General features: G+C 63.0%; 20 protein-coding genes and 1 other RNA gene. 5 read left to right on the forward strand and 16 right to left on the reverse strand.

Annotation, left to right across the window (positions count from 1 at the left end; all coding sequences use genetic code 11):
• Window positions 1–82 precede the first annotated feature (82 nt).
• From JQ611_RS14410 to JQ611_RS14485, 16 genes are all read right to left on the reverse strand, one after another.
• A complete protein-coding gene (locus JQ611_RS14410; protein ID WP_212465807.1) occupies window positions 83–808 on the reverse strand; it encodes a Crp/Fnr family transcriptional regulator in 726 nt (241 codons plus the stop codon).
• A gap of 169 nt (window positions 809–977) precedes the next feature.
• Window positions 978–1850 (reverse strand): ABC transporter ATP-binding protein, encoded by an 873-nt coding sequence (locus JQ611_RS14415; RefSeq protein WP_249133162.1) that lies wholly within the window; start codon window positions 1848–1850, stop codon window positions 978–980.
• A complete protein-coding gene (locus JQ611_RS14420; protein ID WP_212389927.1) occupies window positions 1847–2593 on the reverse strand; it encodes an ABC transporter permease in 747 nt (248 codons plus the stop codon). The genes JQ611_RS14415 and JQ611_RS14420 overlap by 4 nt, the downstream gene beginning before the upstream one ends.
• Window positions 2594–2596: 3 nt before the next feature.
• Window positions 2597–3598, reverse strand: coding sequence for an NrtA/SsuA/CpmA family ABC transporter substrate-binding protein (locus JQ611_RS14425; protein ID WP_212465808.1), 1002 nt, complete (start codon window positions 3596–3598; stop codon window positions 2597–2599).
• 505 nt (window positions 3599–4103) lie between these two features.
• Complete coding sequence (locus tag JQ611_RS14430; RefSeq protein ID WP_212465809.1) at window positions 4104–5615, reverse strand: Do family serine endopeptidase; 1512 nt, start codon at window positions 5613–5615, stop codon at window positions 4104–4106.
• Between the two features lie 162 nt (window positions 5616–5777).
• Entirely contained in the window at window positions 5778–5978 is a 201-nt protein-coding gene (locus tag JQ611_RS14435) for a DUF2065 domain-containing protein (protein WP_192737988.1), read from the reverse strand.
• 91 nt (window positions 5979–6069) lie between these two features.
• Window positions 6070–6978: a protease modulator HflC gene (gene hflC, locus JQ611_RS14440; RefSeq protein WP_212389929.1), complete on the reverse strand. Its 909-nt coding sequence runs from the start codon at window positions 6976–6978 to the stop codon at window positions 6070–6072.
• The gene (gene hflK, locus JQ611_RS14445) at window positions 6975–8126 is read right to left on the reverse strand and encodes an FtsH protease activity modulator HflK (RefSeq protein ID WP_212411044.1); all 1152 of its coding nucleotides are present in this window, start codon (window positions 8124–8126) and stop codon (window positions 6975–6977) included. Before hflK ends, hflC begins: the two co-directional genes overlap by 4 nt.
• A 169-nt stretch (window positions 8127–8295) precedes the next feature.
• On the reverse strand, window positions 8296–8823 hold the full coding sequence (locus tag JQ611_RS14450; RefSeq protein ID WP_212266458.1) for a dihydrofolate reductase: 528 nt from the start codon (window positions 8821–8823) through the stop codon (window positions 8296–8298).
• A complete protein-coding gene (locus tag JQ611_RS14455; protein WP_212389932.1) occupies window positions 8823–9308 on the reverse strand; it encodes a GNAT family N-acetyltransferase in 486 nt (161 codons plus the stop codon). The genes JQ611_RS14450 and JQ611_RS14455 overlap by 1 nt, the downstream gene beginning before the upstream one ends.
• Before the next feature lie 20 nt (window positions 9309–9328).
• Window positions 9329–10123, reverse strand: a complete 795-nt coding sequence (locus JQ611_RS14460) for a thymidylate synthase (RefSeq protein ID WP_212389933.1) — start codon at window positions 10121–10123, stop codon at window positions 9329–9331.
• Between the two features lie 269 nt (window positions 10124–10392).
• Window positions 10393–11379: a tripartite tricarboxylate transporter substrate binding protein BugD gene (locus JQ611_RS14465; RefSeq protein WP_409363315.1), complete on the reverse strand. Its 987-nt coding sequence runs from the start codon at window positions 11377–11379 to the stop codon at window positions 10393–10395.
• A 115-nt stretch (window positions 11380–11494) separates the two neighbouring features.
• Window positions 11495–13060, reverse strand: coding sequence for a tripartite tricarboxylate transporter permease (locus JQ611_RS14470; RefSeq protein WP_212266452.1), 1566 nt, complete (start codon window positions 13058–13060; stop codon window positions 11495–11497).
• A 7-nt stretch (window positions 13061–13067) separates the two neighbouring features.
• A complete protein-coding gene (locus tag JQ611_RS14475) occupies window positions 13068–13568 on the reverse strand; it encodes a tripartite tricarboxylate transporter TctB family protein (RefSeq protein WP_212266450.1) in 501 nt (166 codons plus the stop codon).
• A gap of 104 nt (window positions 13569–13672) precedes the next feature.
• On the reverse strand, window positions 13673–14206 hold the full coding sequence (locus tag JQ611_RS14480) for a chromate transporter (RefSeq protein ID WP_212266448.1): 534 nt from the start codon (window positions 14204–14206) through the stop codon (window positions 13673–13675).
• Complete coding sequence (locus tag JQ611_RS14485) at window positions 14203–14832, reverse strand: chromate transporter (RefSeq protein WP_212465810.1); 630 nt, start codon at window positions 14830–14832, stop codon at window positions 14203–14205. Before JQ611_RS14485 ends, JQ611_RS14480 begins: the two co-directional genes overlap by 4 nt.
• Before the next feature lie 78 nt (window positions 14833–14910).
• On the opposite strand from JQ611_RS14485, the gene ssrA reads away from it, so the two are divergent.
• From ssrA to JQ611_RS14510, 5 genes are all read left to right on the forward strand, one after another.
• Window positions 14911–15269: a transfer-messenger RNA gene (ssrA, locus tag JQ611_RS14490) on the forward strand.
• 211 nt (window positions 15270–15480) lie between these two features.
• A complete protein-coding gene (locus tag JQ611_RS14495; RefSeq protein ID WP_212266443.1) occupies window positions 15481–16008 on the forward strand; it encodes an SspB family protein in 528 nt (175 codons plus the stop codon).
• A 79-nt stretch (window positions 16009–16087) separates the two neighbouring features.
• Window positions 16088–17506 (forward strand): class II fumarate hydratase, encoded by a 1419-nt coding sequence (gene fumC, locus JQ611_RS14500; protein WP_212465811.1) that lies wholly within the window; start codon window positions 16088–16090, stop codon window positions 17504–17506.
• 275 nt (window positions 17507–17781) lie between these two features.
• Window positions 17782–17970 (forward strand): DUF4169 family protein, encoded by a 189-nt coding sequence (locus JQ611_RS14505; RefSeq protein WP_192738001.1) that lies wholly within the window; start codon window positions 17782–17784, stop codon window positions 17968–17970.
• Window positions 17967–18227, forward strand: coding sequence for a ribbon-helix-helix domain-containing protein (locus JQ611_RS14510; protein WP_212206970.1), 261 nt, complete (start codon window positions 17967–17969; stop codon window positions 18225–18227). Before JQ611_RS14505 ends, JQ611_RS14510 begins: the two co-directional genes overlap by 4 nt.
• The last annotated feature ends 22 nt before the right edge of the window (window positions 18228–18249 follow it).

Genomic DNA, 18249 nt, shown 5'->3' on the forward strand with positions numbered 1-18249 from the left:
CGGCTCGCAAGCACGCCACGATTGTGTCCCGGGTGCGAGAAAGATGGTCCATCGTCACGGCCCAACCTCATCTCATCCCGCGCTAGACCACTTCAAGATCCAGCGCCGGCATGTTCAGGATCGAGATCAGCCCCCGGTGATACCGGATGATGCCGCGCTGCTGCATGCGCGCGAGCTGGACGGTGACCCATTGCCGGGTTGAGCCGATCAGGTTGGCGAGGTCGCCATGCGTAAACGGCACCGCAATGGTGGTTTCGCGGCCGCTCCGGATGCCATGTATCCGCGACAGGAAGATCAGCAGGCGATGCAGCCGCTCGGTGACCGAGCGCGTCCCCAGCATCTGCGCCATCGCCGAATAGCACCGCGCCTTGAACGCAAGCGCATCCAGCAGCGCCACCGCCAGTGGGGCGGACTCCAGCGCGACTTTCTTCAGCGCCGGTCCCGGCAGAAATGTCAGCTCGCTCGCTTCAACTGCCACCGATGTCCACATATGCGGTCCGGTGCCGAACAAATCCGGGCCGCCGACGAAATTGCCCGGAAACCAGTAGGCCAGCGTCACCTCGCGCCCTGACGGCGCGACGTAGTAGCTGCGAATGCGGCCGGATCGGATCAAGTAGATTCCGGTCTGACCATCGCCCTGCTGCCAGACGAACTGGCCGGTTTCGAGAGGCTTGTCGCGGCCTATACCGCGCAGGCGCTGCCGATCCGCCTCGCACAGTTCGTCCAGCAGACCCGGCAACGGGCGGACGAGGCTGTCCGATTCCGCCAGCATGATTCCGGCCGCGGCTCTCGCTTGTGCTGCTGTCATGGTCGCCTCCTTGAATTGAGCTAATCAATTCAAGACTCGTGCCAACAAGGCGCATTTTGGCGCCGTAAGAGCCTTTTCCGTTCCGATGGAATCGGAACGGGGCTCAGGATTTTTGATTTGACGCGTTTTCTTTAGCGCGAACCGGTATCCACTTCGCTTTGAAAACGCTCTAGCCGGCGCTCGACTGATCGAAGGCGCGACGGCCTTCGGACCGGATCAGGTCGAGACAATCCTTCTTCAGCGCAAGGTAGGCGGGATCGAGCATGATGGCGTTGGAACGCGGCCGCGGCAGATCGACGCCGAGATCGCGCAGGATGCGTCCGGGGCCCGCGCTCATGATCAGGACCCGGTCCGCCAGCAGAATGGCCTCGTCGATGTCGTGGGTGACGAACACGACCGTGGCATCGATGCGCTCGCGCAATTCGAGCAGGCTGTCCTGCATCACGCTGCGGGTCTGGGCGTCGAGCGCCCCGAACGGCTCGTCCATCAAAAGCACGCGCGGCTGGTTGGCAAGCGCGCGTGCAATCGCAACGCGTTGCTGCATGCCGCCGGAGAGCGTGTGCGGATAGGCGTCGGCGAAACGGTTGAGACCGATCATCTCGATCAGGCCGTCAGCAATCGCCCGGGCCTCGCTCCGCGACTTGCCCAGCATGCGCGGACCATGGGCGATGTTCTTGCGGACGGATTTCCAGGGAAACAGATGCGGCTGCTGGAACACCATGCCGACGTCGGGGCGCGGGCGCTGCATCGGCCTGCCGTCCACCATCACCGCGCCGCTGTACGGCGTCTCCAGGCCTGCGATGGTGTTGAGCACCGTCGACTTGCCGCATCCGGATGGTCCCACGATGCAGACGAACTCGCCATGAGCCACGCTGAACGTCACCCGATCGACGGCAATCACCTGCCCCTGCGGCGTGTCGAACACGATGCTGAGATCGGCGACGCTGATGATGGTGCGGGCCGCCGCGCGTTCTCCTGCAAGGGATGGCTGCGAATGCGCAAGCGTCAACGCGGCGTCGGACCGATGTACCATCTGCTTCATCGCCACCACACCGTGCGTTCCGCGACCGCCGCGAACAGGCGGTCGGCGACAAAGGACATCAATCCAAGCGCGGCCAATCCGCCCATCACCTGGCCGGTCTGCAGATTCTGCTGCGCTATCTCGATCCGGTAGACGATGCCGGCAAAGGCGCCCGCCAGTTCGGCCGCCACCAGCGTGTAGAATGAAATGCTGATCGCGGTTCGAAGCCCGACCACGATGTAGGGCAAGGCGCCGAGCAGCACGATCTCCTGCAGCATCTGGCGCCGCGGCGTTCCGAGCATCTGCGCCGCCCGGATCAGGCCGCGATCGACCTTCTGCACGCCGATATGCGTGGACAGCCACACCGTGAAGAAGACGCCCCAGACCACCAGGAACAGCTTTCCGGTTTCAGACAGGCCGAACCAGAGGATCACGATCGGAACGAAAGCGATCGGCGGTATCGGCCGCAGGATATGAAACAGCGGCGACAGCAGGCTTGATACCAGCGCGAACTGCCCGGTGAGAACGCCGAGCGCTATGCCCAGCGCCGCCCCCACCACGAACCCGGTCACGACGCGATAGAGGCTCGCCCCGAGATCGAGGAAGAACTGCCCGCTTCGCACCCATTCGAGCACGGCGACCGCGACGACCGACGGCGGCGGAAACAGTACGGCGTTGACGATCCCCGACCGTGCGATCACTTCCCATGCCACGACAAAGAGCGGGATCGAAAGCGCGCCGACCAGGATATTGAGCCGCTTCATCTGCTATTTGACCGAGACGGTGACGCGGCTGGCATCGATGCCGCGCAGCGGCTCGAGCGCCAGCACCTTGGCGAAGTCAGGCATCGTCGCTCCCGGCGGGTGGTTGCCGCTCTCCAGCCGCCACGCCGCATGCAGCTTGAGAATGCCAAGCAACTGATCGTCGATACGGACGCGGTAGACGTAGTCCTGCCAGATCGCAGCGAGTTCGTCGCGCTTCATGCCGACGATATCGGCGATGGTCGCGATCGCCTCGTCCGGGTTCGCCTTCAGCCAGGCCTCGGCGTCCAGCAAGGCCCGCAAGAATTTTTGCACCAGCGGGCCGTTGGCGTCGAGATAGGGCCGCGTCACCACGATGTTGAAGGTCTCGGAATACAGACCCTTGGTGTCGAGCAGCACCGCGTTCTCGCCAAGCGCCTTCCTGGCGTTGGCGATATGCGGCTCCCAGGTATCGAACGCGTCGATGCTGCCGGCCGCCATCGCCGGCAGCATTTCCTGCGGCCGCAGGTTGACCAGCGTCACGTCGCCCGGCGTCAGGCCCGCGGCCTTCAGCAGCGTCGCGGTGTAGACTTCGCTGCCGGTGCCCGCTGTGAAGCCGATCTTCTTGCCGCGCAGATCGGCCTTGGTCCTGATCCCGGCCTTTGCCGCCGTCATGGTCTTGAGATCGGAGTATTCCATGCCGGCGACGAACGCGATCGGCTGGTTTGCCATCGCCGCCGCGGTCACGGGCGCTTCGGCCGTGGTCGCAAAATCGGCGCCGCCGCCGAGCACGGTATCCAGGCATTGCTTGCCCGAGGTGAAGTTGGCGACGGTAATGTCGAGCCCCTGCTTTTCGAACATTCCCTTCGCCTTGGCGACGATGACGAGGCCCGATATCGGACCGAGATTCTGCGCCAGCCGCGCTTTCACAAGATCCTGCGCCGCCGCCATCGTGGGCCCGACGATCGACCAGCAGAGCACGGCACATGCCGCAAACGCGGCGGCGGGGATGGATCTGGCGCGCGGCATGAGTGATCTCCATGGGCCGCCAGGGGCTCTGACGGCATGCTTGGTGACAATGATGGCGCCGGCCCCTGACCGGTCCCACCCGCAAGCCCCGCGTCCTCCCTTTGGACCTCCCGGCCAGCCTGTTGGGACCGTTGAGGTGATCCCGCTGTTTTCCGAGATGCCGATCGTCGGTTATGGCCCCCGTCCAAGGAAGCAATTAATCGACATTGGACGCGGGCAGGCGCGACGTGACGCAGGGGTGCTTGCGCACCCCGGTCACGAGGTCGGGTCGTGCTGGATTGGGTTACGATCAGGCGCGCATGCGCGGCGGTATCGTCGAGATGAATTTGTGGAGGTGGGATTTCGGCGTCGTCCCGGCCTAGTGCGCAATTGCGCACGGGGGCCGGGACCCATAACCACCGGTGGCGGTTGCCTGGAAGGTATCAGCCACTGCCTCAATAAGCACGGCCGCAGTGTATGGGTCCCGGCCCCCGTGCGCAATTGCGCACTAGGCCGGGACGACATATCACTGCACGAGCAGCGGCACGAAGCGCAACTCGCCTTCGCCGTTGGCAACCATCAGCAGGACCGACTTGCGCCCGTCCTTCTTGATCTGATCGACCCGCTTCTTGACGTCGGCGGTGTTCGTCACCGCCTCCTGCGCCACCTCGACGATGACGTCGCCGGCGGACAGCCGCTTCTCGGCGGCATCGGAGGCATTGTCGACGCCGGTGATGACCACGCCCTTGACGCTGTCCTTGATCTTGTATTTTCCGCGCAGATCCTTGCTCAGGGCGGCCAGATCGAGACCGAGCACCTTTTGCGTCACCGGCTTCTCGGCGGCGGGCTCGTCCTTCGACTTGGCGGCGGCCTGCTGCACCTTCTCGTTATCCTCAAGCCGGCCGAGCGTCACCTTCTTGGTTTCCTCCGCGCCCTTGCGGATGACGACGACTTCGACTTCCTTGCCGACCGCAGTGTCGGCGACCACGCGCGACAGGTCCTTCGGATCCTTGACGTCCTTGCCGTCGAACTTGACCACGACGTCGCCGGGCTCGATCCCGGCGGGCTTGGCCGGACCCTTGTCGTCGATGCCGGCGACAAGCGCGCCGCGCGCCGGCTTGATGTTGAGGCTTTCGGCGATCTCGTCGGTGACCTGCTGGATGCGGACGCCGAGCCAGCCGCGGCGCAGCTCGCCGAACTCCCGGAGCTGATTGACTACGCCGATCACGGTCTTCGAAGGCACCGCAAAGCCGAGGCCGATCGAACCGCCGGTCGGCGAGATGATCAGCGTGTTGACGCCGACCACTTCACCCTCGAGGTTGAACAGCGGACCGCCGGAATTGCCGCGGTTGATGGAGGCGTCGGTCTGGATGTAGCTGTCGTAGGGCCCCTGGCTGATATCGCGGTTGCGCGCCGAGACGATGCCGGCCGTCACCGAGCCGCCGAGGCTGAAGGGATTGCCGATCGCAATCACCCATTCGCCGAGACGCAGCTTGTCGGACTCGCCGAACTTGACCGCGACCAGCGGCTTCACCGGCTTGAATTTCAACACCGCGATATCGGTCTTCTTATCGACACCGACCAGTTCGGCCTTGATCTTGGTGCCGTCGTTCATGATGATGTTGATCTCGTCGGCATCGGCGATGACGTGATTATTGGTGACAACGACGCCAGCGGTATCGATGATGAAACCGGAGCCGAGCGAATTGGTCTTGCGCGGCTGCATCTCGCTTCGCTCGCCCCCCTTGGGAGCGCCGCCGCGCCGGTTCTTGAAGAAGTCGTCGAAGAATTCCTCGAACGGCGAACCCGGCGGCAATTGCGGCGTGGCCTGCCGGTCGCCGCCACCACCCTTGGCCTCGACGTTCTGCGAGGTCGAGATATTGACGACGGCGTCGATCACCTTTTCGGCGATGTCGGCGATGCCGTCCGGGCCCCGCGCGAAAGCCGGCGCTGAAGCCAGAGCGCCGACAGCGCCGAGTGAAATCGCAGCCCCCATCATGCGCAGGCGACGGCTCAAAGCGGGTCTGGCTCCGGTCATGTCAGCTTCTCTCCAACGGGTCGATTTGGGGTCCACAGTGCGCCCGAACGGGTCTGAGGCGCAAGCATTTGAACCGGGCATTTCGGCGAAAAACCGGCCATCGGCGGCTCACGATTTCGTTGATTTCGCAGGCGATTTGCCAAGGTCGGCTCGGCTGGCGCGCTAGCGGCGAACCAGCCAGATCAGGAGCAGGCCCACGACCGCCGACCCGATGCCCACCGCGCGCAGAATGTTGTCCGGCGTCGTCATCGCGCTCTTCATCGCCCGGCGCATCCAGGCCGGGCTCGCCGCGAACATCAGGCCTTCCAGCACAAACAGGATTCCCAGGCCGATGAGGAAGTCGGCAAACGCTATGGACCTCATCGGATGGCAACCTCCCGCTGAACGCAGTTCTTGCTTTTATCGCAGGCGAAGCGGGGTCCGCTTCGCCTGATATGGTGTGGCCGGCCGAGAGCTATTGCTTCGGCGCGGCTGGCGCGGCGGCGGCCGGCGGGTGACCGGCCGAATTGGCGAAGAAGCGGAAGAACTCCGAATCCGGCCGCAGCAGGAAGCGGGTGTCGTTGCTGCGAAGCCCGGTTTCATAGGCCGACATCGAGCGATAGAACGCAAAGAAGTCGGGATCCTTGCCATAGGCCTCGGCGAACAGGCGGTTGCGCTCGGCATCGCCGGCACCGCGCGTCTGTTCGGACGTCGAATTGGCTTCCGCGATGATGACGGTCGCCTCACGATCGGCCTTCGACCTGATCTCCTGCGCCTTCTGTCCGCCTTGGGCGCGGAACTCAGCGGCTTCACGCGCCCGCTCGGTCTGCATGCGCTGATAGACCGCCTGGCTGTTCTGCTCCGGCAGATCGGCGCGGCGGATTCGCACGTCGACGACCTGGATGCCGTAACCGTCGGCCTCCTTGTCGAGTTGTTCGCGAATACGCAGCATCAGGGCTTCGCGCTCGTCGCGCACCACCGTGATGAAGGAGACCTCGCCCAGCACGCGGCGCAGCGACGCGTTCAACAGCGTCGTGAGCTGGATGTTGGCCGCCTGGATCGAACCGATGCTCTGATAGAAGCGCAGCGCGTTCTTGATGCGGTAGCGGGCGAAGGCGTCGACCACCAGCCGCTTCTGATCCGAGGCGATCACTTCCTGCGACGGATTTTCCAGATCGAGAATGCGCTTGTCGATCGTGATGACGGTGTCGATGAACGGCGCCTTGAAGTTCAGGCCCGGTTCGGTGACGACGCGGATGGGCTCACCGAGCCGCACCACCAGCACTTGCTGGGTCTGGTCCACGGTGAAGACGGAGCTGTAGCCGAAGATGACGACGACGAACAGCGTGATCAGGAGGACAATGCCTGTGACGGGAGACCTCATCGGTTGCCTCCCTGCTGCTGCTGCTGCTGACCGGTGGCGGGCGGCGCCGGTGCACGCCGCGGCGACAACTCGTTGAGCGGCAGATACGGCACCATGTTCTGTGCATTCGAACCGCCGTCATAGACGAGCTTCTCGGCATTGGCGAGGATACGTTCCATCGTCTCCAGATAAATCCGCTGCCGCGTCACGTCTTTCGCCTTGTTGTATTCGTCATAGACCTTGAGGAAGCGCGCGCTCTGGCCCTTGGCCTCGGCGACCGCCTGTTCCTTGTAACCTTCGGCGACCTGCAGGATCTGCGCGGCGCGGCCGCGTGCGTCGGGAACGACGCGGTTGGCGTAGGTCTGCGCTTCGTTCTGCAGACGCTCGAGGTCGGCGCGTGCGGCCTGAACGTCACGGAACGCGTCGATCACCTGCGCGGGCGGATCGACCTTCTGCATCTGCACCTGCGTGATCTGGACGCCCGACCCATAATTGTCGAGCGTCTTCTGCATCAGCTCCTGCACGCCGGCTTCCGTGGTGGTGCGGGCGCCGGTCAGGATCGGCTGGATGTTGGAACGGCCGATCACTTCGCGCATCGCGCTTTCGGCGACCGCCTTCACGGTGCCTTCAGGGTTCTGGATGTTGAAGAGGAAATTGCCGACGCCGTCGGGCTTGATCCGCCACAGCACCGTGAAATCGACGTCGACGATGTTCTCGTCGCCGGTCAGCATCAGGCTTTCTTCCGGCACGTCGCGCATGGTGCGGCCGCGCCCGCTCGGATCGCTGATCAGCGTCATGCCGATCGAGATGGTGGAAACGCGCAGCGCCTTCGGCAGCAGCACGGTCTCGATCGGATACGGCAGATGGTAGTTCAGGCCGGGCTGCACGGTTTTGATGTGCTTGCCGAAGCGCAGGATCACGCCGAGCTCTTCCGACTGAACGCGGAAGAAGCCTGACAGGAACCAGATCGCCAGCGCGCCGATCAGAACCAGCGCGATGCCCATGCCGCTGAAATGGCCGCCGGGCAGAAGATTCTGCAGCTTGTCCTGGCCGCGACGCAGAAGGTCCTCAAGATCGGGCGGGCGCGGCCCAACCGATTGAGGTCCGTTGCCCCACGGTCCCTTCGGACCCGAGCCCCACGGGCCCCCGCCTTGATTCTTCCACGGCATATAAAAGTCTCCTCCGCGGGCCCGGGTCCGCCTGATTGGGCAAAATGCCCGGCCTCGCATGTCCGACCGGCTTTATAGGGGACCGCCCGGGCCCTTACAACGCAAGCTTATGGTCTTAAGCAGCTATGATTGGGGCCAAAATTGTCAATGCAAACATTGGCTAGCGAGGTTAATGCGACAATTGACGCGTGCCGCGCCGACGAAATGTCACATAGGAGAAGTCGGCGCTGTCGTCGGGTCCGGCCGGATTCCGCACGCGCGCGACCTCTACCCAGTCCGAAGCCGCAATTGCGGCGAAACGCGTATCGCCGTCGGGCCGGGCATGCACCTCGGTGATTTCCAGCCGATCGGCACGATCGATCCATTGCGCATAGATTTCCGCGCCGCCGATGATCGCGATCTCAGTGGCGAAACGTCGCAGCGCGTCGCCGGTGGCAATTGCCCTGGCGTCCGCGAAGGAAGTCGTGACCACGGCGCCGGCGGCACGATAGGTGGCATCGCGCGTCACCACGATATTGGTCCGCCCGGGCAGCGGCCGGCGCGGAATCGACTCGAAGGTCTTGCGGCCCATCACGATCGGCTTTCCCATCGTCATCGCCTTCAACCGCTGCATGTCGGATTTCAGCCGCCACGGGATGGCGCCGCCAGCGCCGATCACGCCGTTTTCGGCGACCGCGACAATGAGAACAATTTCCATCAACGCGTCCCTTGCGCCAGCGCCGTCAACGCCGGACCGCTTACCCGGCACACCGTCCACTCGTCCATCAGGACCGCGCCCAGCGATTTGTAAAAGTCGATCGACGGCGTATTCCAGTCCAGCACCGACCATTGCAAGCGCGACCAGCCGTTGGCCACACATTGTTTCGCAAGCTGCGCCAGCAGCGCCTTACCGATGCCTTTGCCGCGCTGCGCCGGCCGGACGAACAGATCCTCAAGATAGATACCGGACCGGCCGCTGAACGTTGAGAAATTGACGAACCAGACCGCGAAGCCGGCCGGCACGCCCTCCCACTCCGCAATCTCGCAAAACAGCCGCGGATGGCTGCCGAACAGCGCGGCGTCGATGTCAGCTTCGGTGGCCTCGACCTCGTGAAGCAGCTTTTCGTACTCGGCGAGTTCGCGAACCAGGGACAAGACAAGCCCGGCTTCATCGGGACGTGCGCGGCGGATCGCAAGAGCCATTCAATCGCTCACACGGCATCTCATACAGCCACCGCAGCCTTGATATGCGGGTGCGGATCGTAGCCTTCGAGCACGAAGTCCTCGTAACGGAAAGCGAAGATGTCCTTGACCTCCGGATTGATCTTCATGACCGGCAGCGGCCGCGTCGGCCGCGTCAGTTGCAGCCGCGCCTGTTCGAGATGGTTGGAATAGAGATGCGCGTCGCCGAGCGAGTGCACGAAATCGCCCGCCTTCAATCCCGTCACCTGCGCCACCATCATTGTCAGCAACGCGTAGGACGCGATGTTGAAGGGCACGCCGAGGAACACGTCGGCGGAGCGCTGATAGAGCTGGCACGACAGCTTGCCATTGGCGACATAGAACTGGAACAGGCAGTGACAGGGCGGCAGCGCCATCTTGTCGACGTCGGCCGGATTCCACGCGCTCACGATCAGGCGCCGCGAATCCGGGTTGCGCCTGATCATGTCGATGAGATTGGAAATCTGGTCGATGCGGCGGCCGTCAGGCGCCGGCCAGGATCGCCATTGCGAGCCATAGACAGGGCCGAGATCGCCATTGGCGTCGGCCCATTCGTCCCAGATCGAAACGCCGTTGTCCTTGAGATATTTGATGTTGGTGTCGCCGGCCAGAAACCACAGCAATTCGTGCACGATCGCCTTCAGCGGCAGCCGCTTGGTGGTCAGCATCGGAAACCCGGCGCTTAAGCTGAAGCGCATCTGGTGACCGAAGATCGACAGCGTGCCGGTGCCGGTGCGGTCGTGCTTCTCCGTGCCGTCAGCAAGGATCCGTTCGAGCAGGTCGTGGTACTGATTCATGGAGTCTTCTTGATCAAGGAGCCTTCTTGGCGTCGGTTTCGCAAGCCTTTCGGGAAGGCGAATTTAGCGGCCGGACGCGGCAATCGACAGCACCGATTCGGCTACGCCCCGATTATACCCGGAAAAGTGATGTTTCCGGGCCAAAGCCTCTTGTTTTTGACGCGTTTTCTTCACGCGAACCGGTATCCACTTCGCTTGAAAACGCTACGAAAAACGACGAGGGGCGGAACCTGCGTCCCGCCCCTCACCTATCTACCTGATCAGATTGATTAACCTGCCGGCTTAAGGACCGGCGTCCACTTCGCTATCTCGCTCTTCACCAGAGCGGCCAGCGCTTCCGGCGTGCGATCCTTGGGGCCCGGGATCACGCTGCCGAGTTCGAGCAGGCGCTTCTTGACGTTCTCGTCGTCGAGTGCCTTGACGATCGCCTCGTTCAGCTTGGCGATGATCGGCGCCGGCGTTCCCTTGGGCGCGAAAATCGCATTCCACGCCTGGGCCTGGAAGGCCGGCAGGCCGGCTTCCGTGGTGGTCGGAACATCGGGCAGCGACGGATTGCGCTCGGCGGTCGCAATCGCATAGGCCTTGATGGTGCCGCCATTGATCTGCGGCACGGCGTTGACGATCTGGTCGCACATGTAATCGACTTGTCCGGCCACCAGCGCGTTCATCGCAGGTCCGGTGCCGTTGAAGGGCACGCCGACCGGCTTGACCCCCAGCACCGAGTTCAGCAACTCGCACGACACGTTCGAAACCGACCCGACGCCGGCATGCGCCGCGTTGACCTTGGTTTCGTTCGCCTTGACGTAGGTGATGAATTCCTTGAGGTCCTTGGGCGCGAGATCCTTGCGCGCCAGGATCAGGATCGGCGTGCCGGCGAGCAGCCCGACCGGCTCGAAATCCTTTTCGGGATGATAGGCGAGTTTGGGATAGAGCGGCACCGAGGCCGCATGCGTGCCCATATGCCCGGTGATCAGCGTATAGCCGTCATTGGCGGCCTTCGACGCGCGGGTCGTGGCGGTGGTACCGCCGGCGCCGACCACGTTCTCGATGATGATGGCCTGTCCGAGCGTTTGCGCCATATGGCCGGTGACGATGCGCGCGATCACGTCGGTCGGACCGCCCGCCGCAAACGGCACGATCATGGTGATGCTGCGCGTCGGGTAGTTTTGCGCGTGCGCCGGCGCGGCAAGCGCGACCAGCCCGGCAAGGATGGCCAGGCAACCACCCGCCATAGAGCGACGACCATACAGTTTCATCTAATTCTCCCAGCTAAGCATTGAAGCAAATGCCGGCCCGATCGGCCGGCATTTCCATTTCACGAAAGAACGAACGAAGTCGATTCGACTTCGGACTGTGGCGAGCCGACGCAGGTCAGTTCTCGGATTCCACGAACACCTGATCGCGCTTCTTGCGGAGCGATGGCAGTACCGCCAGCACCAGCAGACCTGCAGCGATGGCCATCAAAACCGCCGATAGCGGACGCGTCAGGAACACTGACCAGTCACCGCGCGAGATCAGCAGCGCCCGGCGCAAGTTCTCTTCCATCAGCGGTCCGAGCACCATTCCGAGCAGCAGCGGCGCCGGCTCGAAATCATGCTTGATCAGCCAGTATCCGACCAGCCCGAACACGCCGGCGAGCACCACGTCCGTCGGCGCATTGTTCACCGAATAGATGCCGATCGCGCAGAACACCACGATCGAGGGGAACATCAGCCGATAGGGCACGCGCAACAACCGCACCCAGATCCCGACCAGCGGCAGGTTGATGATCAGCAGCATCAAATTGCCGACCCACATCGAAGCGATCATGCCCCAGACGAGTTCGGGCTGCTTCTGCATCACCTGCGGTCCCGGCACGATGCCGTGAATGGTCATCGCGCCGACCATCAGCGCCATCACAGCGTTCGGCGGGATGCCGAGCGTCAATAGCGGAATGAACGAGGTCTGGGCCGCCGCGTTGTTGGCGCTTTCAGGCGCCGCGACACCCTCGATCACGCCGTGACCGAATTTCTCCGGATGCTTCGATACCTTCTTTTCCAGCGTATAGGCGGCGAAGGATGCGATGACCGCGCCGCCGCCCGGCAGAATGCCGAGGATCGATCCCAGCACCGTGCCACGAAGGATCGCCGGCGTGGAATCCAACAGGTCTTTTTTGGTCGGCATCAGGCCGGTGACCTTCTGCTGCACCAGCTGGCGGTCGGTTTCGCCGCCCGCATCGAGATTGCGGATGATCTCGGCGAAGCCGAACAGACCCATCGCAACGGTGGCAAAGCCGAGGCCGTCCGCGAGTTCGGGGATGTTGAAAGCCATTCTCGATGCGCCGGTCTCGATGTCGGACCCGACCATCGACAACAGCAGGCCGAACACGATCATCGCGATCGCCTTAAGCACCGAGCCCTTGGCAAGCACCACCGCGAAGATCAGGCCGAGCACCATCAGCGAGAAATATTCGGCGGGCCCGAACGCCAGCGCGAGTTTTGTGAGTGGCGCACCCAGCACGGCGATCAGGACGGTCGCGACGCAGCCCGCAAAGAACGAGCCGATCGCCGCGATCGCCAGGGCCGGACCTGCGCGTCCCTTCTTGGCCATCTGAAAACCGTCGAGCGCGGTCACCACGGAGCCCGCCTCGCCTGGAATGTTGACCAGGATCGAGGTGGTCGAACCGCCATATTGCGCACCGTAGTAGATGCCGGCGAGCATGATCAGTGCGCCGACCGGCGGCAGGCCGAAGGTGATCGGCAGCAGCATGGCGACCGTGGCGATGGTGCCGATGCCCGGCAGCACGCCGACCAGCGTTCCGACCAGCGCACCAATCAGGCAGAGCAGAATGTTGACGGGAATAGGAATGGACACGCCGCCAAGAAAAGCGGGGGTCCACTGCACCAGCTGGAATACGACGCCGAAGCCGAGGCTAAGGTTTGAAAAAACGTCACCCATCACACCCTCACCGGATCATAAATTTGGGCAGCATCTGCAAGGGCAGACCCAGCGCGTAAGGAAACAACAGGCTGCAGAACACCGTCAGGCACACGGCGACGATGATGGTTTCCGTCCATTTCGTTTCCGGCGTGCCCAATGCCGCAATCAGGAAGCTCGAGAACGCCGTGACGATCAGGCCCATCGGGCGGATCATGAGCGCAAAGGACAGAATCGCCAGCGATACGAACAGCGGACCGCGCCAATGGTATTTCGCCAGGTGCGCGCCCTCGGTGAGGAGGCCGACGACCATCACCGCAACGCCCAATCCGAGCAACAGAAAGGCGAACATGCGCGGTGCGGTTCCGGCTCCGAACGAGAATCCCCGCATGCCCTGCAAATCGCTCGACGCCCACAGGGCGAACAGCGCGATCGCTATCAGCGCGACCCCGCCGACGAAGTCCTGCGGACCGCGAACCCATTTCGGCATGATAGATTTGACCGGCGCGTGGCTCGGCGTATCACTCATCGATATCTCCCCCCCGACAGGGCTTCCCGCCCGTTCTGATTGGATGGCGTTTCTGATTGGATGGCGTTTGTGCACAGTCCCAAGGTCTTGCCTAGCGATTTTCCTCAGACAACGCCAGCAAAACCCAAAGCACCTCCGGCCAGCAATATCCAGACCGGATTGAGCCGCGTCGCAAAGGCCAGAACCGCGGCGGCCGCCGTAATCAGGCCGGCCACCCAGCTAAGGTCCGAAGTCAGCGCCAAAATCAGGCCACTGGCGCCCATCAGGCCGATCGAAAGCGGAACAAGGGCCGCCTGGATAATGGCGGGCCAGCGGGATTGGCTCGACCGCTGCAGCAGGCGGCTCACATAATAGGCAAGGATGGCGGTCGGGCCGCACATCGCCAGGGTCGCCGCCAGCGCGCCGGCCACCCCAGCGACGGAATAGCCGATCAGGGTCACGATCAGCACGTTCGGCCCCGGCGAGAGCTGGGAGATGGCGAAGATGTCGGCGAATTGCTTGTCATTCATCCAGTGGTGAACGTCGACCGCGATCCGGTGCATCTCGGGTATGGCCGAGTTCGCGCCGCCAACCGCAAACAGCGACATCAAACCGAAAGTCCAAACGAGCGTCGAAATCGGATTGCCGTCCGAATTCATGCGGCCACCCGCTGGCGCAGAAAATAGGTAACGCCGAGGCTGAGCGGGACCGCCACCAGCAGCACCGTCTGCAGCGGCAGCCGCAGCAGGCCGATCGCTGTGAACACCGCGAGCAGGATCACAAGCCCGACCAGGTCGCGCTTTTTGATCAGCGGCATCATCATCTTGAAGACGACCGCCATCAGAAGCCCGACCGCCGCGCAGGAAACGCCGGCCAGGATCCGCCGCAGCGCGTCGATCTCGCCGTAGCGCGCATACAGCGCCGCGAGGATCGTGGCGATCACCATGGGCGGGCCGACCAGCCCGGCAAAGGCTGCGATGCCGCCGGCAATGCCACGAAAGCGCGAGCCGAACACGACCGACAGGTTGACGATATTGGGCCCTGGCAGAAAATGGCACAGCGCGAAGGTTTCGTTGAATTCTTCCGCCGTCATCCAGCGGTGCTGGTCGACGATGCCGCGCCGGGCCCAGACCAGCACCCCGCCGAAGCCAGCCAGCGACATTTTCGCGAACGCCACGAACAGCTCAAGCAGGCCAGGCTGGTTTGGCGGGTGCGATGCAGGAAGATCCGGCGCCGGGACGGCGGCCGGCGGGGATTCCGAAGCCGGGGATTTTTTCGAAGGCATGGCCCAAAATCTAGAACGGCGGCACCGCCAGGGCCAATCCCAATTCGGCCGGTTCCCGCGCTTTCCACGCCCATCCCGGCACTATTTTTCTCAGCCTTTGCCCCCTATATTAGGGGCGCCGGTTCGCCGGCTATGGAAATAAATTGCCGTCGCAATAAACCATTCGGACCCGGGGGCAGTACCCGGCGCCTCCACCCAAGCCCACCCCTTTGAAGGCGGGTTTCGGCGGGGGCGAAACAGGATCGACGAGGGCGTAAAGGGCGTGTTTTTTCTCGGTATGGTTCCGCCGTTATCGGGCTATGCAATAGTTGCAAACGACAACTATGCTCCGGTTGCTCAGGCTGCGTAACGCAGTTTGAAAAACCAAGTCTAAAGTCCTGGTGGGTTAAGCTCCGCTAGGCGGGGTTCGGAGGCACCTGGCAACAGAAGCCTCCACTTTGTTTGCGCCTGCTTTTCCTGCGAGATTTTCTTGTGAGTTTTCTTGTGAGTTTTCTTGCCGGTTTTCTTGCGATTTGCCGCCCGGCGGAACGCTTCTGCCGGAAATTCCACTCATGACGCCTGCTGACCTGCGGCCCCCGCCGGGGTAGCATGGGTCAAAATGGCGAGTCGGGCGACCGGCAGCCACCATCTCAACGTGACAGGACCACCATGGCGACCGACCACATCCGTTATGACGTGCTGGCGCGCGACGCGCTGCGCGGGGTGCTGCGCCGCGTGCTGACCGACGCCGCCGAACACGGGCTGCCCGGCGAGCATCATTTCTTCATCACCTTCCTGTCCACCGCCGACGGCGTCAAACTGTCGCCGCGGCTGCTGGCGCAATATCCGGAAGAGATGACCATCATCCTGCAGCACCAGTTCTGGGATCTGGTGGTGAGCGAGGATCGCTTCGAGGTCGGCCTGTCGTTCGGCGGCATCCCCGAGCGGCTGGTGGTTCCGTTCGCGGCGATCAAGAGCTTCCTCGATCCTTCGGTGAAGTTCGGGCTGCAATTCGAGCCATCCGACGAGGCAGCCGAAACGCCCACCGCCAACCTGACCGCCGTTCCCGCAGCCCCCAGCCTGCCCGTTCCTGCACCGGCTACAGCCGCCGAAAGCAAGGACGAGAGCAAGGACGAGCCGGCCAAGCCGAGCGAGGGCGCGGAAGTGGTGCGGCTCGATCGTTTCCGCAAGAAATAACTGGAGACAATCTACGCGCGGGAAAATCCGCGGCGCGCTACAATGACCGTTCCGCATCCACGCGTAACGGAATTCATTGATGGCCCGACCAGCGACACCCAAGCGATCCAAATCCACCCGCAGCGAAACCGACAGTTTCGGGCCCATTGATGTCCCCGCCGATCGCTATTGGGGCGCGCAGACCGAGCGCTCGCGGCAGAATTTCCGCATCGGCCATGACCGCATGCCGACCGCGCTCGTCCATGCGCTCGGCATCGTCAAGCTCGCCGCCGCGCAGACCAACCGCGATCTCGGCCTGCTCGACGCGCGCCGCGCCACCGCCATCACCCGCGCCGCGCGCGAGGTGATCGAGGGCAAGCTCGACGATCATTTTCCGCTGGTGGTCTGGCAAACCGGTTCGGGCACCCAGACCAACATGAATCTCAACGAGGTGATCGGCAACCGCGCCAACCAGATGCTCGGCGGCGACCTTGGCGCCAAGAAGCCGGTTCATCCCAACGATCACGTTAATATGAGCCAGTCGTCGAATGATTCATTCCCGACCGCGATGCATATCGCCGCCGCCGGACGCATTATTGACGATCTGATCCCGGCCCTGAGCGAATTGCATCGCGAACTGCGCAAGAAGGAAAAGGCGTTCGCCAGGATCGTCAAGATCGGCCGCACCCATACCCAGGATGCGACGCCGCTGACGCTGGGTCAGGAATTTTCCGGCTACGCCGCACAGGTGGAAAGCGGCATCGCACGGCTGCGCGTGGCGGTGAAGGATCTATTCCCGCTGGCGCAAGGTGGCACCGCTGTGGGCACCGGCCTCAACTCGAAGCCGAAATTCGCGAGGACATTCGCAAGGCACGTCGCCAAGATTACAAAACTGCCGTTCACGAGTGCCGCCAACAAGTTCGAGGCGCTGGCTTCCAACGACGCCTATGTGCTGGTGCATGGCGCGATCAACTCGGTGGCAACCGGCCTGTTCAAGATCGCCAACGATATTCGCCTCTTGGGATCGGGCCCGCGCTCCGGCCTCGGCGAATTGATCCTGCCCGAAAACGAACCGGGTTCGTCGATCATGCCGGGCAAGGTCAACCCGACCCAATGCGAAGCGCTGACGATGGTTTGCTGCCAGGTGTTCGGCAACCAGACAGCCATAACGGTTGCCGGCAGCCAGGGCCATTTCGAGCTGAACGTGTACAAGCCCGTGCTGGCATATTGTATGTTGAATTCCATCCAATTGTTGTCGGACGTGGTTCGCTCCTTCACCGAGCATTGCGTGGTGGGAATACGCGCCGACGAAAAGCGCATCCGCGATTTGATGGAGCGTTCACTGATGCTGGTGACGGCGCTCGCGCCCAAGATCGGTTATGACAACGCCGCCAAGGTCGCCAAATCGGCGCATGCGCGCGGAACCACGTTGAAAGAAGAGGCTGTGCGGCTTGGGTTCGTTACTGCGGCCGAGTTCGATCGCCTGGTCCAGCCCGACAAGATGACACACCCGGGCTAACGGTCGCGCGACCCCGGTAAACTACGGACGTGCGTGACGTGATTATTGATCATAACTCCCAAAGATTGAGTTTGCTCATCGATCGCCATCTCGCGGACACAAGGTACGAGCACAAAATATTTGGTTTTCGCAGAGCGAAGCTTATTTTTTGATGCTATCAGAGAGCGCTACACGGGGATTCTGATGACTATCGATTTTGCACGCGCGCGGCGTGATCACGTTTGCATACGTAATGGATTTTCACACCTTCAAGTCGCCGGATGATGGAGGCGAGCATGGGGGACGTGGTCAACCTGAAGCGCTTCAAGAAGCGCAACGAGCGCGAAGCCTCGGCCAAGCAGGCCGACGCCAACCGCGCGCGGTTCGGCCGTACCAAATCCGAACGCGCGCTCGACGAGCAGGCCAAGGATCGCGCCGGGAACTTGCTGGATCAACATCGCATCGACGGCGGAGACGCATCATGAAGTCGCCGGTCGTCAAGCGCTCGATCGTGGTCGCCGGCCACAAGACCAGCGTCAGCCTCGAAGAGGCGTTCTGGAACGGCATGAAGGAAATCTCGGGCCTGCGGAACATGACGCTGTCCGAACTGGTCGGCGAGATCGACAGCAACCGCCAGCAGGGCAATTTGTCCTCGGCGATACGTCTGTTCGTGCTGGACTATTTCCGCACCCGCGCGATGCCGGCGGCCGCAGCTGCTCCTGAGGCCAGACCGCAAAGCTAGAACGCATTTCGTCGGGCTGTAA

Origin of the sequence: Bradyrhizobium sp. AUGA SZCCT0182 (assembly GCF_018130185.1) — a bacterium.
Lineage (GTDB): Bacteria > Pseudomonadota > Alphaproteobacteria > Rhizobiales > Xanthobacteraceae > Bradyrhizobium.

Bases quoted from the DNA above. Each gene is read 5' to 3' on its own strand.
- JQ611_RS14410 (WP_212465807.1), bottom strand. From the start codon at position 808: ATGACAGCAGCACAAGCGAGAGCCGCGGCCGGAATCATGCTGGCGGAA.
- JQ611_RS14415 (WP_249133162.1), bottom strand. From the start codon at position 1,850: ATGAAGCAGATGGTACATCGGTCCGACGCCGCGTTGACGCTTGCGCAT.
- JQ611_RS14420 (WP_212389927.1), bottom strand. From the start codon at position 2,593: ATGAAGCGGCTCAATATCCTGGTCGGCGCGCTTTCGATCCCGCTCTTT.
- JQ611_RS14425 (WP_212465808.1), bottom strand. From the start codon at position 3,598: ATGCCGCGCGCCAGATCCATCCCCGCCGCCGCGTTTGCGGCATGTGCC.
- JQ611_RS14430 (WP_212465809.1), bottom strand. From the start codon at position 5,615: ATGACCGGAGCCAGACCCGCTTTGAGCCGTCGCCTGCGCATGATGGGG.
- JQ611_RS14435 (WP_192737988.1), bottom strand. From the start codon at position 5,978: ATGAGGTCCATAGCGTTTGCCGACTTCCTCATCGGCCTGGGAATCCTG.
- hflC (WP_212389929.1), bottom strand. From the start codon at position 6,978: ATGAGGTCTCCCGTCACAGGCATTGTCCTCCTGATCACGCTGTTCGTC.
- hflK (WP_212411044.1), bottom strand. From the start codon at position 8,126: ATGCCGTGGAAGAATCAAGGCGGGGGCCCGTGGGGCTCGGGTCCGAAG.
- JQ611_RS14450 (WP_212266458.1), bottom strand. From the start codon at position 8,823: ATGGAAATTGTTCTCATTGTCGCGGTCGCCGAAAACGGCGTGATCGGC.
- JQ611_RS14455 (WP_212389932.1), bottom strand. From the start codon at position 9,308: ATGGCTCTTGCGATCCGCCGCGCACGTCCCGATGAAGCCGGGCTTGTC.
- JQ611_RS14460 (WP_212389933.1), bottom strand. From the start codon at position 10,123: ATGAATCAGTACCACGACCTGCTCGAACGGATCCTTGCTGACGGCACG.
- JQ611_RS14465 (WP_409363315.1), bottom strand. From the start codon at position 11,379: ATGAAACTGTATGGTCGTCGCTCTATGGCGGGTGGTTGCCTGGCCATC.
- JQ611_RS14470 (WP_212266452.1), bottom strand. From the start codon at position 13,060: ATGGGTGACGTTTTTTCAAACCTTAGCCTCGGCTTCGGCGTCGTATTC.
- JQ611_RS14475 (WP_212266450.1), bottom strand. From the start codon at position 13,568: ATGAGTGATACGCCGAGCCACGCGCCGGTCAAATCTATCATGCCGAAA.
- JQ611_RS14480 (WP_212266448.1), bottom strand. From the start codon at position 14,206: ATGAATTCGGACGGCAATCCGATTTCGACGCTCGTTTGGACTTTCGGT.
- JQ611_RS14485 (WP_212465810.1), bottom strand. From the start codon at position 14,832: ATGCCTTCGAAAAAATCCCCGGCTTCGGAATCCCCGCCGGCCGCCGTC.
- JQ611_RS14495 (WP_212266443.1), top strand. From the start codon at position 15,481: ATGGCGACCGACCACATCCGTTATGACGTGCTGGCGCGCGACGCGCTG.
- fumC (WP_212465811.1), top strand. From the start codon at position 16,088: ATGGCCCGACCAGCGACACCCAAGCGATCCAAATCCACCCGCAGCGAA.
- JQ611_RS14505 (WP_192738001.1), top strand. From the start codon at position 17,782: ATGGGGGACGTGGTCAACCTGAAGCGCTTCAAGAAGCGCAACGAGCGC.
- JQ611_RS14510 (WP_212206970.1), top strand. From the start codon at position 17,967: ATGAAGTCGCCGGTCGTCAAGCGCTCGATCGTGGTCGCCGGCCACAAG.